General features: G+C 43.7%; 20 protein-coding genes and 1 pseudogene. 18 read left to right on the top strand and 3 right to left on the bottom strand.

The genetic code is table 11. The features are described 5' to 3' along the window. The first annotated feature begins 50 nt into the window (after positions 1-50). The 7 genes and pseudogenes from QUB13_RS15865 to QUB13_RS30475 all read left to right on the top strand — a co-directional run. Entirely contained in the window at positions 51-608 is a 558-nt protein-coding gene (locus tag QUB13_RS15865; RefSeq protein WP_333382342.1) for a DUF262 domain-containing protein, read from the top strand. A gap of 60 nt (positions 609-668) precedes the next feature. After that, positions 669-1,373 carry an MAE_28990/MAE_18760 family HEPN-like nuclease gene (locus QUB13_RS15860; protein WP_333382340.1) on the top strand — a complete coding sequence of 235 codons (705 nt, stop codon included), beginning with the start codon at positions 669-671 and terminating at the stop codon, positions 1,371-1,373. A 106-nt stretch (positions 1,374-1,479) separates the two neighbouring features. Next, entirely contained in the window at positions 1,480-1,734 is a 255-nt protein-coding gene (locus QUB13_RS15855) for a hypothetical protein (RefSeq protein ID WP_333382338.1), read from the top strand. Next, a complete protein-coding gene (locus tag QUB13_RS15850; protein WP_333382336.1) occupies positions 1,727-2,083 on the top strand; it encodes a type II toxin-antitoxin system RelE family toxin in 357 nt (118 codons plus the stop codon). Before QUB13_RS15855 ends, QUB13_RS15850 begins: the two co-directional genes overlap by 8 nt. 26 nt (positions 2,084-2,109) lie before the next feature. Continuing rightward, complete coding sequence (locus QUB13_RS15845) at positions 2,110-2,244, top strand: hypothetical protein (protein ID WP_333382334.1); 135 nt, start codon at positions 2,110-2,112, stop codon at positions 2,242-2,244. Positions 2,245-2,315: 71 nt separating this feature from the next. Continuing rightward, the gene (locus QUB13_RS15840; RefSeq protein ID WP_333382332.1) at positions 2,316-3,005 is read left to right on the top strand and encodes a TMEM175 family protein; all 690 of its coding nucleotides are present in this window, start codon (positions 2,316-2,318) and stop codon (positions 3,003-3,005) included. 78 nt (positions 3,006-3,083) lie between these two features. Next, positions 3,084-3,251: pseudogene (locus tag QUB13_RS30475) on the top strand (nucleotidyltransferase family protein); the annotation flags it as partial. Between the two features lie 24 nt (positions 3,252-3,275). On the opposite strand, the gene QUB13_RS15835 reads toward QUB13_RS30475, so the two are convergent. Then, positions 3,276-3,467 carry a hypothetical protein gene (locus QUB13_RS15835; protein ID WP_333382330.1) on the bottom strand — a complete coding sequence of 64 codons (192 nt, stop codon included), beginning with the start codon at positions 3,465-3,467 and terminating at the stop codon, positions 3,276-3,278. On the opposite strand from QUB13_RS15835, the gene QUB13_RS15830 reads away from it, so the two are divergent. The 9 genes from QUB13_RS15830 (at position 3,375) to QUB13_RS15790 (ending at position 9,930) form a co-directional block, all read left to right on the top strand. Further along, on the top strand, positions 3,375-3,965 hold the full coding sequence (locus tag QUB13_RS15830) for a Uma2 family endonuclease (RefSeq protein WP_333382441.1): 591 nt from the start codon (positions 3,375-3,377) through the stop codon (positions 3,963-3,965). The genes QUB13_RS15835 and QUB13_RS15830 overlap by 93 nt on opposite strands. 186 nt (positions 3,966-4,151) lie before the next feature. Continuing rightward, a complete protein-coding gene (locus QUB13_RS15825) occupies positions 4,152-4,487 on the top strand; it encodes an NADH-quinone oxidoreductase subunit K (protein WP_333382328.1) in 336 nt (111 codons plus the stop codon). Between the two features lie 9 nt (positions 4,488-4,496). Continuing rightward, positions 4,497-5,924, top strand: a complete 1,428-nt coding sequence (locus QUB13_RS15820) for a cation:proton antiporter (protein ID WP_333382326.1) — start codon at positions 4,497-4,499, stop codon at positions 5,922-5,924. Further along, positions 5,921-6,307, top strand: coding sequence for a Na+/H+ antiporter subunit E (locus tag QUB13_RS15815; RefSeq protein ID WP_333382324.1), 387 nt, complete (start codon positions 5,921-5,923; stop codon positions 6,305-6,307). The genes QUB13_RS15820 and QUB13_RS15815 overlap by 4 nt, the downstream gene beginning before the upstream one ends. Continuing rightward, positions 6,304-6,555, top strand: a complete 252-nt coding sequence (locus QUB13_RS15810; protein ID WP_333382322.1) for a hypothetical protein — start codon at positions 6,304-6,306, stop codon at positions 6,553-6,555. The genes QUB13_RS15815 and QUB13_RS15810 overlap by 4 nt, the downstream gene beginning before the upstream one ends. Then, complete coding sequence (locus QUB13_RS15805; protein WP_333382320.1) at positions 6,552-6,854, top strand: monovalent cation/H(+) antiporter subunit G; 303 nt, start codon at positions 6,552-6,554, stop codon at positions 6,852-6,854. The genes QUB13_RS15810 and QUB13_RS15805 overlap by 4 nt, the downstream gene beginning before the upstream one ends. Beyond that, positions 6,851-7,465 carry a DUF4040 domain-containing protein gene (locus QUB13_RS15800; RefSeq protein WP_333382318.1) on the top strand — a complete coding sequence of 205 codons (615 nt, stop codon included), beginning with the start codon at positions 6,851-6,853 and terminating at the stop codon, positions 7,463-7,465. The genes QUB13_RS15805 and QUB13_RS15800 overlap by 4 nt, the downstream gene beginning before the upstream one ends. Next, positions 7,462-8,124, top strand: coding sequence for a Na(+)/H(+) antiporter subunit B (locus QUB13_RS15795; protein WP_333382316.1), 663 nt, complete (start codon positions 7,462-7,464; stop codon positions 8,122-8,124). Before QUB13_RS15800 ends, QUB13_RS15795 begins: the two co-directional genes overlap by 4 nt. Positions 8,125-8,475: 351 nt before the next feature. Beyond that, the gene (locus tag QUB13_RS15790) at positions 8,476-9,930 is read left to right on the top strand and encodes a cation:proton antiporter (protein ID WP_333382314.1); all 1,455 of its coding nucleotides are present in this window, start codon (positions 8,476-8,478) and stop codon (positions 9,928-9,930) included. A gap of 344 nt (positions 9,931-10,274) precedes the next feature. Here QUB13_RS15790 and QUB13_RS15785 read toward each other — a convergent pair whose 3' ends face one another. Then, positions 10,275-11,045 (bottom strand): TerC family protein, encoded by a 771-nt coding sequence (locus QUB13_RS15785; protein WP_333382312.1) that lies wholly within the window; start codon positions 11,043-11,045, stop codon positions 10,275-10,277. A gap of 83 nt (positions 11,046-11,128) precedes the next feature. Then, the gene (locus QUB13_RS15780) at positions 11,129-11,356 is read right to left on the bottom strand and encodes a hypothetical protein (protein ID WP_333087237.1); all 228 of its coding nucleotides are present in this window, start codon (positions 11,354-11,356) and stop codon (positions 11,129-11,131) included. Between the two features lie 137 nt (positions 11,357-11,493). Between QUB13_RS15780 and psaM the strand changes: the two genes are divergently transcribed. Together psaM and QUB13_RS15770 are read left to right on the top strand one after the other, a co-directional pair. After that, the gene (psaM, locus tag QUB13_RS15775) at positions 11,494-11,589 is read left to right on the top strand and encodes a photosystem I reaction center subunit XII (RefSeq protein ID WP_015174804.1); all 96 of its coding nucleotides are present in this window, start codon (positions 11,494-11,496) and stop codon (positions 11,587-11,589) included. Positions 11,590-11,867: 278 nt separating this feature from the next. Next, on the top strand, positions 11,868-12,284 hold the full coding sequence (locus QUB13_RS15770) for a hypothetical protein (RefSeq protein WP_333382310.1): 417 nt from the start codon (positions 11,868-11,870) through the stop codon (positions 12,282-12,284). The last annotated feature ends 123 nt before the right edge of the window (positions 12,285-12,407 follow it).

The following is a 12,407-nucleotide window of genomic DNA, read 5'->3' as shown; positions in this document are numbered from 1 at the left end:
AAAAGTTGGAGTATCTTTTTATGTCCTTGTTATTATAGACGCAGGTTCTTATGTCTCAAGCAATTAGGCAAGACATCATCAATATCGCCGAAGAGCAGATTGACGAAATAAAGCAAAAGATTGACTACTATACCACAGAATACACCATCGAATTCATAGTCGATAAATACCTGGAACAAGATGATGGAGGACTCAGTGAGATTTATATCCCTGAATTTCACAGAAACTTGAGATGGGATATTAATCATCAATCTCGATTCATTGAATCCATTATTCTTGGTGTGCCTATTGCTGCCATGATTGTCGTAGAAATCTATGAAACTGGAAGACTAGAAATTGTGGATGGCTCTCAGAGGGTGAGGACTCTTGCAGCTTTTATGACAAATCAGTTGCAATTGAGTAATCTCCAAACATTAGATTCTCTAAATGGTTCCTATTTTAATGATCTCGCACCCTCACGCCAAAGAAAGTTTAAATATACTACGCTTAGAATGATAATTCTGTCAGACAAGGCTGATGAGAAAGTAAGGAGTGAAATTTTCTATCGCATCAACACCAGTAATCTCGATCTAACTCCTAATTCTAATAGTCTGCCACCAAACTCATAAGCCTGAGAATATGAAACCAAGAATTGACTATGCTAAGGATAAGCTTTTAAGTCAAAGCCTATGAAAGAGTTCATTAAAGACTTTAACAGGCGAGTGGCAGAAATCCAGAAATATTTTGAATTAGTAGATAAAATCGAACAACTTGGTGCATTGTCTGCTAAATCAATCATCTTCCCATCAGGTGAATATATTGTTGATAGCGACATCAAAAAAATCTTGCAGTCTCATTGTTACTTGCTATTATACAATCTTGTCGAATCTTCTATCAGAAATGGTATAACTGCCATTCATGATGTTATTTTAGTCGAGCAATTAACTTATAAAGATTTAAGTCCGAAAATAAAGAGATTGTGGTTGCTGAACGATAAAAGTAAAAGTTTCAGAGACTCATATATCAAAAAGGATAACGTAGCTGACAATCTTCAGGAATTAATTAAATCGGTTTTGGATGATGAGATGGTTTTGTTAGATCCATCTAATATTCCCATATCGGGAAATTTGGATGCTAAAACTATCAAAGAACTCATAGATATGTATGGCTTCTTTGGAAATTTAGGAGTTGGGAGTAGAGAAATAGATGACATTCTGAATTTTGTGGTTAAGATTCGATGTGATTTGGCACATGGAAATGTTTCGTTTTGTGATGCTTCGAGTCAAATACTTTGGAGCAAGTTAGTTGATGACAAAGATAAATTGGTAAAATATCTAACTCATCTGCTGAATAATATTGATGATTACATTGAGAAGAAGAAATACAGAATCTAGCAGTCGATTTTGATGAGTAAACTTTGGCTAGTTTGCGATCGCCAGTGGGATTGACAAACAAAAATCCTCTGCGGTAAAATGAGGAAAAAGCACGGATAATTCCCAAATGAACGATCGCTCCTCAGCAGATTTGATATCTGTGACAGAGTTACACCGCCAGCTTAATGACCTACTCCAGCAACTATCACCAGAACGATTACAAGTGCTTGCTGATTTTGCGGGTTACTTAGCAAATACTGAAAGCGAAGCTGCAACTCAAGAACTTTTGGCAATTTCTGGATTGCTAGAGCGAGTTAAGCAAAATCAAGCAACCCCTAAAACTGATTACACAACCTGGAGAAGTCTTCGCTCCGATGTATGAAGTTGTTCTCCATCCTGATGCTCAAAAGGTTTATGTCAATGCTGACAAAGCCCTAGCGAAGAAAATTGCCCGATGTTTGGAGCAGTTAGAACAAACTCCTCAGTTGCACCCTAATATTAAAGCCCTCAAAGGAGATTTTGCAGGGTACTATCGCTACGGAATTGGGGACTGCAGAGTCATTTACTCGATCGACGATGAAGTGGTGCAGGTATTTGTTATGGCGCGATCGCCCATCGCAGTGAGGCGTATGAACCGTGAGGGCGAGTTAGTAAGCCCAGCAACAAAAGTGATTAATTTAATCACTAAAAGGGCGATCGATCGCAGTTCCAACTGGATTCGCCGCCTTTGAAATTCTCTCTACTGCTCAAACTATTTATGTCAAATAACCGCGATCGCGCTTCCATAATCGATCGCTCTTTTTCTTTCAACGACTGCTTCTCCCGTTCTACTCGTTGCTCGATCGGGTATTTACAAGAAGTCGTGCCGATCGACTGCTTAAACCACAGATGAGCGAAAAGTCCGTTAAGGTTATCTGTTTTCAGCCGAGATTAGGCAAGCAAAATGGTGGGCTTTGTGGGTAAGTGCAAGCGATCGCCGATCGAGGTATCACACATCACTGCAACCGACCTTATGCTAAATTATTGTTGGAAGTACAAGCGATCGCCAGCGCCAGCAGAAAAGGAGGATATACAAAAATGGGTAAAGGCAGGTTAGAAGCGTTCAGCGACGGTGTAATCGCCATCCTCATCACCATTATGGTGCTGGAATTGAAAGTGCCCCATCAAGCTGATTTAGCTGCGCTGCGTCCGCTAGTTCCAGTATTTCTGAGCTATGTACTCAGTTTTATTTATCTGGGTATCTACTGGAACAACCACCATCACTTGTTACAGGCGGCTCGGCACGTCAATGGTAATGTTTTGTGGGCTAATCTGCATCTGCTGTTCTGGTTGTCACTGATTCCCTTTGTCACTGCCTGGACAGGCGAGAACCACTTCGCCGCCTGGCCAGTTGCGCTTTATGGCACTGTGCTGTTGTTGGCTGCGATCGCTTATTTCATTCTTACTCGTGTCCTTATTTCTCACCACGGTAAAGATTCTACTCTGGCAATTGCACTTGGGCGAGACTTTAAGGGTAAGGTATCAGTAGTGATTTATGCAGCAGCAATCCTGCTTTCCTTTGTGAACTCGTTGTTTGCTTTCATGCTGTATGTTTTAGTTGCGATCGTGTGGCTGATCCCCGATCGGCGTATTGAGAAGATACTGACTTCGTGAAGAATATTAGGGGGAGTTTAACGCTCATTCTCCGTCTTACCAATTACCAATTACTAATTACCAAATGATGACTTTCATGCAGAAAGCGACATCGATATCCTAGTTGCTTTTGCCCCCACAGCCAACTGGAGTCTACTCGATCGCGCCCAAATGCAGGAAGAACTAGAAGCACTGCTAAGCAGACCAGTTGATTTAATCAGTAAACAGGCGATCGAGCGCAGTTCCAACTGGATTCGTCGCCTTTGAAATTCTCTCTACCGCTCAAACTATCTATGTCAAATAGTCGCGAGCGTCAGCGCCCGAACAACTGGCTGTACCATTAAATCCATTGTCAGCAGTTTCAGAAACCCAACTCGCTACAATTACACTATTGATTTTCTCTCCCACATCATAATTGCGATTCCGTCTGGATTTAGCCCCCAAGATTACCTTTCCCTCGAACGCGATAATATCATCGGACATGAATATCGGCACGGTTTAGTCTACGCAATGGCCCGAAGTAGCGATAATCATAGCCGTCTCAGTATTAATTTTTTAACCGCAATTAATCTTCACCTGCGTGATGGCGACTGTCAGTTTTTTTCCAGTGATGTCAAGGTGAATTATGCCGATGCGTTTTTCTACTATCCAGATGCCTTTGTCACCTGCGATCCGCGCGATCGCAACGATCGTTATGTGAAGCGCTATCCTAAATTAACTGCCGAAGTGCTATCCCCTTCCACTAAAAACTTCGATTGTAGCGATAAGTTTGCAGACTATCAACAGCTTGAATCCTTGGAAGAATATGTTTTAATATCCCAGGATGAGATGCGGGTAGAATGTCGCCGTCAGGTGCAAGATGAGAACGGGGAACGTTGGGAAACGCTAGTTTATGGTGCGGGAGATAGAGTGATCTTTCAGAGTATACAGCTTGATGTGTCGATCGAGGAGCTATATCGCGGTGTGAGTTTGGAGCGGTAGTTGATAGCAATACGCAAAGAACACCCGCTGTCTGGCGACAACATAAAAAATTGCGATCGCCCTTTCGCTGTATCACCAGCGCGATCGCCCTGATTGTAATCGATACTCCAATTTAACACGCTTTTCCCATTTAGTAGACATAAATAATGTATGATGATCGCCAAACCTTAAGCCACAAAAACTTCTGTGTTAGAAGCCTTCGTATTTGCCACCATACTGTGCGGATTTTTTGGTATCATTCTTAAAAAAAACCTGGTAATGAAGATCGTCTCTATGGACGTAATGAGCACCGGTGTAATTGCCTATTATGTGGTGATTGCATCCCTCAATGGCTTGTTCACCCCAATTATGGGAGAAGTCAAAAATAGAGCTTACGCCGATCCAGTCCCCCAGGGGATCATCTTAACGGCGATCGTCATCGGTTTTTCAATTCAAGCCCTGATGCTCGTTGGTGTGATGAAGTTAGCACGAGATAATCCCACATTGGAAACCAACGAGATTGAAAAAAATAACACGCCCTAAAACCCATTAATGAATATCCTGACGATCGCTTGGCTGACACTACCATTTTTTATTGGGTTCGTGATTGCTCTCATCCCAAAGCTTGACAAATATCTCGCCTTGGGTATCACCTTTGTTTCGGCTGGCTACGCGCTGCTGCTATTTCTGGAAAAGTCACCCTTAACGCTAAAATTACTAGATAATTTCGGTGTCGAATTAGTCGCAGATAATTTAAGCGCCTACTTTATCTTAACAAATGCGATCGTAACTGCTGCGGTAATTTTCTACTGTTGGGACAGCGATAAAACAGCTTTCTTTTACTCTCAAATGGTTATTCTGCATGGGAGTATAAATTCTCCGTTTGTCTGTGCAGATTTTGTCAGTTTATATGTCGCCCTAGAAGTCAGCGGGATTGCTGCTTTTCTGTTAATTGCCTATCCTCGCACCGATCGCTCTTTATGGGTAGCTTTGCGCTATCTATTTATCAGCAACACCGCCATGCTATTTTATCTGGTGGGCGCGGTGCTAGTATATCAAACCCATAATTCCTTTCTGTTTGAGGGTTTAAAAGGTGCGCCGCCAGAAGCGTTAGCCCTCATATTTCTAGGATTGTTGATTAAAGGGGGGATTTTTGTATCGGGATTGTGGCTGCCGCTAACTCACTCAGAATCAGAAACCCCAGTCTCAGCATTACTATCAGGAATTGTCATCAAAGCCAGTATTTTACCTCTCTTGCGCTGTGCTTTAATTTCCGACGAGCTTGGTAATATTGTCAGGATTTTTGGCGTAGGAACAGCCTTGATGGGGGTACTTTATGCCATCTTTGAAAAAGATACAAAACGGATGTTAGCCTTCAGCACAATTTCCCAGTTAGGCTTTATTCTCGCAGCACCGGCTGTAGGGGGATTTTATGCGCTGGCTCACGGTTTAGTGAAATCAAATTTATTTTTAATTGCAGGCTCATTACCAAGTAGAAACTTCAAAGAACTGCAATCTAAGCCGATAGATCCAAACCTTTGGATTGCCCTAATTATCGCCAGTCTCTCGATTTCTGGCTTTCCTTTGTTGGCAGGATTTGGGTCTAAAGTGTTGACATTAAAAAGTGTAGCACCTTGGCAGGCGATCGCCATGAATATCGCCGCCGCAGGCACAGCCATAGCCTTCGCCAAATTCATCTTTCTGCCCCGTGGAGAAAAACAAGAAATCAAAATCGGTTTGTGGCTAGCGATCGCACTTTTAACAAGCGGGCTAATTATCGCAAATGTGGTGTACTTAGAAGCTTATACGGTTGAGAGCATCATCAAAGCCATTGGCACGATCGCGATTGGGTGGCTGATTTATGTTTTAGTTATTAAACGGTTGGCGATCGCACTGCCGCGTGTAGTTGAGGAATTCGATCATCTGATCGGTGTGATGAGTCTAAGTTTGATCGTACTCTTTTGGATGGCATTAGCATGATTGGATCTTTGATATTACGATTGACGATTTGGTTTTTGCTGACTTCCGATCTGAGCGTAGCAAATATCATCATTGGTGTGCTGATTGCCTTTCTCCTCCCCCGTGGCTATACATCCCCGGAAAGGTTTAAGGATTGGCTAAAAATAATTAAAAAAATTCTGATTGCGATTCCAGTAGCATACATTGAAGCCTTTGAAATTATTGTAAATCCCCACAACGGAGAAGACATGATTCTGGAACGGGTAAAACTCAAAAGGTCGCCGATCATGATATTTTTGGATGTATTTGTGATTACCTTTACACCCAAAACAATTGTTGTGAGACACAACCACGCAGGTTCCTACGAAGTCCACAGGGTTCTGCCGACGAGGGAAAATCCATGAACTTGTTACTAATTGCTATGATTGCAGCTATGCTCATCCCCATGTACGAGGCATGGAAGGATGATAATATTTGGCAGAAAATGCTGGCTTTGGCCAGTATTTCCACAAAGGCAGGAATTATGACTTTGTTCATATCTGTCTTGCGCGACGATTGGATGATTGGTGTTGTGGGGGCGATTATCCTCACTGTAGGAAATGCGGGATTAATGCTGCTGGCACATATCATAAAACGGCTGGACGACCTATGATCGATATTTTGAGTTATGTCTTGATGGTTGTAGGAGTATTCTTCTGGTTCTGGGGAACTTCTCACTTACTGGGCAAGCGATCGGTATTATTTAAGTTACACAGTCTTTCAGTTTCCGATACCTTGGGATCGATGGCGATCCTCGTGGCGCTGCTGCTACAAATACCAAGTGAATGGCCACTGCTAATTTTGGCGATTATTTCCTTAGCAATTTGGAATACAATGCTGGGGTATGTTTTTGCACACTGTTCGAGTGACGGGGAAGAAAATCAGACGGAGTTTCCACCGGAGATATTATGAATGATGATAGCTACATTTATATTTTAACTGCACTGTTGCCCTTGGCTGCTTGTATGGTAGTAGTTCAGGTGAATCCCTACCACGCCCTAGTCATTCGGGGCATATTAGGTGCGATCGCAGCGTTGATCTATTCAGTGTTTGGGGCTGCGGATGTGGCTTTGACAGAAGCATTGATGGGTACGATGCTGGCAATAACGCTTTATGCGGTGGCGGTGCGATCGTCCTTGGTGATGCGTTTGGGCGTGTTGGAAGAGGAGAAAGTCGAGTCTCAGGGCGATGTTTTAAAAGTAATGTTGACGGTAGAGAGTCCCCGCGATTTTAACTCCTTGATGAAGGATTTTCGCAGAATTTTTAGCAAGTATTATCTCCGCATTGAGGTAGTACCTTTTACAAGTTTGGAGGCTTTACACCGCGCCCTGATGGAGAAAGAAATTCATGCAACTTGTGTGCCTGTGCTAGATAGTGATGCCGCGGGTGGGGCAGAAACAAAACATTATCTAACTGTCACGAGAATCCAGCGGCTGTATGACATCATGCAGCCTGAAATTTCATCAATAAACACGAGTCTAGATTATAAACTTGCTTCAGGTTCAGGGGAGGATTCTCAATGAAATGGGTTTACATTGCGGCGGGGATATTGCTTTACATCAAAATGCTATTTTTTGCCAATCCAACGTCAGGTGTATCGGGATTGGCAATAGTAGAATTGATTGTCAAGGATAGTGGGATTCCGAATGCAGTCTCGGCGATTATTTTCAGAAATCGGCTGTATGACACGATTTTTGAAGTGGTGGTATTTACGATCGCCATTATGGGAGCTAAATTTCTGTTGGCGACAGAAAGACCGTCCTGCACAATTTATCAGTTTACGGATCAACCATCTATTATTTTATCTCGTTTAGGAGCGACTATTTCGGCTTTGGTGAGTATTGAATTGTCACTGCGGGGGCATTTGACTCCGGGGGGCGGTTTTGCAGCGGGTGTAGCGGGCGGAACTGCGATCGGCTTAGTAGCAATTACTTCATCATCCGAGTGGATGCAGCGGATTTATGAAAAATGGCACGCGGCGAGATGGGAGAAGATTTCGGTGCTAGTTTTTATTCTTTTGTCTGCGATAACTTTATGTGGGATAGAGTTGCCGCATGGAGAGTTTGGAGCATTAATTAGTGGTGGGTTGCTTCCTTTGTTGAATATTTTGGTGGCGCTGAAAGTTGCCTTGGGTTCGTGGGCGGTGGTGTTAGTTTTTATTCATTATCGCGGCTTGTTGTGATTGTAGCATTCATAATTGCTTGGCAGGAGCGATTAAAATGCTGGCTACTTGAAAAATATAAATCTCTATTAAACTTCTCCTCAAAAGCCTGTAAAGAGCAGGCAGGATGCCTGCTTTACAACAATTATTGGAGTTGTCTGTTGTCAACTGTGTAAAACCATTCTCATCAAAAGGCGATCGACTAAAATCCTGTCCGGTGGATTAGTCGCAATAAATAAAGTCCGCACTATGAACCTGGTTAATCGATCGGATATGATATAACTCGCCGGCAAACATATTTCCATCCCCGATCGACTTTTTGATTCAGTTTTTGATGCGATTGAAAAAAATAACACGCCCTAAAACCCCTTAATGAATATCCTGACGATCGCTTGGCTGACACTACCATTTTTTATTGGGTTCGTGATTGCTCTCATCCCCAAGCTTGACAAATATCTTGCCTTGGGTATCACCTTTGTTTCGGCTGGCTACGCGCTGCTGCTATTTCTCGAACAGTCACCCGTTAAACTAAAGTTACTAGATAATTTCGGTGTCGAATTAGTCGCAGATAATTTAAGCGCCTACTTTATCTTAACAAATGCGATCGTAACTGCTGCGGTGATTTTCTACTGTTGGGACAGCGGTAAAACAGCTTTCTTTTACTCTCAGATGGTTATTCTGCATGGCAGTATAAATGCTCCGTTTGTCTGTGCAGATTTTGTCAGTTTATATGTCGCCCTAGAAGTCAGCGGGATTGCGGCTTTTCTTTTAATTGCCTATCCTCGCACCGATCGCTCTTTATGGGTAGCCTTGCGCTATCTATTTATCACTAACACCGCCATGCTATTTTATCTGGTGGGCGCGGTGCTAGTCTATCAAACCCATAATTCCTTTGGTTTTGAGGGTTTAAAAGGTGCGCCGCCAGAAGCTTTAGCCCTGATATTTCTAGGATTGTTGATTAAAGGGGGGATTTTTGTATCGGGATTGTGGCTGCCGCTAACTCACTCAGAATCAGAAACCTCAGTCTCAGCATTACTATCAGGAATTGTCATCAAAGCCAGTATTTTACCTCTCTTGCGCTGTGCTTTGGTTTCGGATGAAATTGATACTATCGTCAGGATTTTTGGCGTAGGAACAGCCTTGATGGGGGTATTTTATGCCGTATTTGAAAAAGATACAAAACGGATGCTGGCTTTTCATACAATTTCCCAGTTAGGCTTTATTCTCGCAGCACCTGCAGTAGGGGGATTTTATGCAATGTCTCACGGTTTGGTTAAATCAAGTCTATTTTTAATGTCAGGTTCTTTACCAAGTCGGAACCTTAAGGAATTGCAATATAAACCCATAGATTCTAACCTTTGGATTGCCCTAATTATCGCCAGTCTCTCGATTTCTGGCTTTCCGTTGTTGGCAGGATTTGGGGCTAAAGCATTGACAATCAAAAATCTAGCAGCTTGGCAGGTAATCCCGATGAAGATTGCCGCAGTTGGTACAGCTATATCCTTCGCCAAATTTATCTTTATCCCGCGTGGAGAAAAACAGAAAGTCCAGCCTGGATTGTGGCCGGCGATAGCACTTTTAATTAGCGGGCTAATTATCGCAAATGTGGTGTATTTAGATGCTTATACGATTGAGACAATCATCAAAGCACTGCTGACGATCGCGATTGGTTGGCTGATTTATGTTTTATTTATTAAACGGTTAGCGATCGCTCTGCCGCGTGTAGCTGAGGAGTTCGATCATCTGGTGGGTGTGATGAGTCTGACTTTGCTGGTACTCTTTTGGATGGTGCTAGCGTGCATTATCGGGCGCGAAGCTACCTTCTAGGGGAATAATGGTCGATCGCACGCAGGTAATACAGCAGATTCCATGTTGGTGCAGCAAGCTATTGCGACATTTAAATTATCTGACAAAAAACGATCGAACAATGAGCGGGCCGTTGCTCCGACTGCGCGCAGCACGTATAATTTAAATGCGTTACAGTCGATCCCAGAAACGGGGTTTACCGATCGCCCATCCGTTGACAAGCCCAACACTCTAAAAAACCCGGTTTCTATATCTATAGCGGTTTTCAAGCGTTGTGAAGTACGAAAAAGCGATCGGGTGATCCATACCCGATCGAACAAGAGCAACTCACATTAAGGAGAAATGCTATAGAATATGCTGTCTAGTTAAACTTCGGACTTCTCTGCTGGCGATTCCGGCAATACGACTTCTGAATCCGGCTGACTTAGAGCTATTGTCTGAGATTCTGCAATCTCCAACGCTTCGGGAGTGCGTTTAGAAAATCCCCAAATAAACATCAAGGCGATAGAGGAAATTAGCAGCCACTGCGGAGGTACTAAACTGTCGTCAATTACTCTCACCAACAATCGCATTCCCACAAAGCCAACTGTAATGTAGCCAGCATCTTCTAGGTGTACGAACTCATCGAGCCAGCGGATGAATAATTCCGCCATAAATCGCAGGGCGATAATTCCAATTGTGGCTCCAGCAACCACCAGCCAGATTTTGTCAGAAATTGCGATCGCAGTAGTAACGCTATCCAAAGAAAATGCTAAATCTGTCATAGCAATCACTGGAATTGCTTGCACCAGAGACCCAAATCTGGGCCCGTGATGTTCTCCATCGGCATCAGGATTCGATGAGAAGTGCTGGAAAACTAGCCACAGCAGGTACAGCGCCCCCAGCAGTTCAAATTGCCAGAACTTGATCACCCAAGTCGCTGTTAGAATTAGTGCTACTCGCAGTACAAAAGCAATTATTAAACCGTAATTGAGAGCCTGTTGCTGTTGTTTTGGATCTTCCAAACCTTTAGAAATAGATGCCAAGGCGATCGCGTTGTCAGCGGAAAGTACAGCCTCCAAAGCCACCAAAACTAACAATAAGAAAAAGGTATCAACTCCCAAATTGGGCGAACCTTCAAGAAATTGATCTATCATTAACTATTTTCTGCACCTAAGATTTGCAAGCTAAGAGCGCAGCACAAATCACCGGCTCTATTTAAAATTAGTGTCACCTTCACTTATCTTAACCTATGACGGTAAATTTGTCGCGGGCGATCGCGCTTAAGCAAGTTCGGCAACGGATTCTCTAAGGGATTTAACGGATTTAACCTATCGATGTTGAGCCTAAAAGTCAAGCCTGAAGATTTTTCCGACTCCCATCTCCCCATCTCCCCATCTCCCCATCTCCCCATCTCCCCCTCCCCATCTCCCCATCTCCCCATCTCTCCATCTCCCCATCTCCCCATCTGCCCACTCTCGGACACTCGGACACTCATCCCCAAACGCACCAAATATATTTCAAGTTGTAACAAACGATTCCCAAAAGTGCCAATTTGTCTCAAATTGGTGAAAGCTCGTGCCCGCGAAAAGGAGTTTTCCGAATATGTCTTTAACAGATACCCAAGTCTACGTAGCGCTCGTAATTGCTTTGATTCCTGGAATCTTGGCTTTCCGGCTGTCAACTGAACTGTACAAGTAGTTTCTAGACACCAGTCGCGAATCGTAAAATGCCTGTCCGAGTAGTTAAATCTTCAAATTACAGACAATTGCTGCCACCGTGGAGTAGATTGTTTGTGGTCAGCAAGAGGAAACTGCAAGGGCAGGCATTTTTATTGTGCAATTCTGTCCTCAAGCGTTACCCAGTCTCAAAAATTTTGGCTGCCGGCACCGTCACGAACAGGGGCGGGTGTGCGTTAAGCTCGGAATTTGCACGGTTTGTGCTCTAAAACTTCAGTCTCAGGTATTTGAAAAAAAATTATGCAAGCAATTCAACCCACCGTTACCCCACTGCGTCCTGTAAAAACTCCCCCTCGGGTTACTCCTCGTCGCAACAGCAAGCGCCAGCGTTCCTACCCTCATCAAACGCTCGCCGCCGAAAGTGGAGTTAAGTTAGCAGTCAACATTGTACTTTCAGTCTGTGCGACTTCTGCTGTGATTCAGCTTTTACCTCACTTCCGGGCAGTGCAAGAAAAGTTGCACGAAATTCAAGCTGAAGTCAATCTTACCCAAGGGCGAGTAGATAAGTCGCGATCGGACTTTAACCGCTCTTTTGACCCTAGTCTTGCTAAAACTGTGATGCAAGAGCAAAGCAATCGAATGGATCCCCAGCAGCGTCAGGTGATTTTGCAAGAGTCCCCGACACCAGAAGTCGAAGACTCCACCCCCCAACCTTAAGGGAGTTGGGGGTCGGCAGTTGGCAGTCGGCAGTTGGCGGTCGGCAACTAGCAACTGACTAATGACTACTGACTACTGACTACTGACTACCGACTACTGACTACTGACTACCGACTACTGACT

This window comes from Microcoleus sp. B4-D4, from assembly GCF_036705185.1.
GTDB lineage: Bacteria > Cyanobacteriota > Cyanobacteriia > Cyanobacteriales > Microcoleaceae > Microcoleus.
The sequence above is the reverse complement of the archived record's forward strand: the minus strand, read 5'-3'. Positions and strand labels throughout refer to the sequence as shown.